Below are 790 nucleotides of genomic sequence, written 5' to 3' on the forward strand. Positions count from 1 at the left end.
CAGTGAGTCCAGGGTGATGGTGACCACCACCGGGGTCGCATCCGCGCCGTGGACGGGAAGCCACACGGGGTCGAGGTGCTCGAGCAGGGAGCAGAACGACTGGCCGAGTTTCCGGGGGTAGGGGATCCGGTCCTCCTCCCCGGGCACGGCGTCGTCGGCCTTGCGGGGTGAGGTGAAGCTCTCCAGGTAGGTCCGCAACCGCGCCGCGTCGGCGTCGGGGATCACCCCCGAGAGCCGGGTGGACCCCTCGCCGAGCGGCCGCAGGGACAGCCGGCACTTCTCCCGGGCGTGGCGTTCCTCGTCCTCCAGCCGCTTGGCCTCCTCGGCCTCGGCGATCTCGGGAGCGACCACGTCCAGGATGTGCCGGGCCAAACGGCGCAGCTCGCTGGGCTTGAACTCCCGCGCGTAGGTGACCAGCTGCTCCTCCGCGCGTGCCAGCACCTCGATCCCGACCCGGGCGGGCAACGCTTCGAGCCCGTGCACGATCACCCGCGCCTGCTCGGCCGACACCACCCCGGAGGCCATCCCGGCCGCGACCCGCCCCCACCGGGAGTCCAGTGCCGTGGCCAAAGCCTGATCGCCCCGCAGCCCCGCGGAGTCGGCCTGGGTCCGCGACGCCAACCACGCCGCCACATCCCGAGCGCCGTCGGCGTCGGCGACGTCGGCCGAAGCGGCCATCACCCGCAGCCTCAGCTCCGCCAGCCTCCCCTCGGCGGGGGGCAGCGCCAGCAACGCGGCGCGCTTGTCGGCGGGGCTCATGTACAACCCCCGCCCCCCCGCCACCTCCCCG

Annotated in this window: 1 protein-coding gene; it reads right to left on the reverse strand. The window is 74.1% G+C overall.

The features are described 5' to 3' along the window. On the reverse strand, positions 1 to 759 hold a 759-nt coding region (locus tag F0U47_RS20325), incomplete at its 3' end, for a DUF222 domain-containing protein (RefSeq protein ID WP_149752319.1). Between the last annotated feature and the right edge of the window lie 31 nt (positions 760 to 790).

The sequence above is a fragment of the Nocardioides antri genome (assembly GCF_008373765.1).
GTDB classification, from domain to species: domain Bacteria; phylum Actinomycetota; class Actinomycetes; order Propionibacteriales; family Nocardioidaceae; genus Nocardioides; species Nocardioides antri.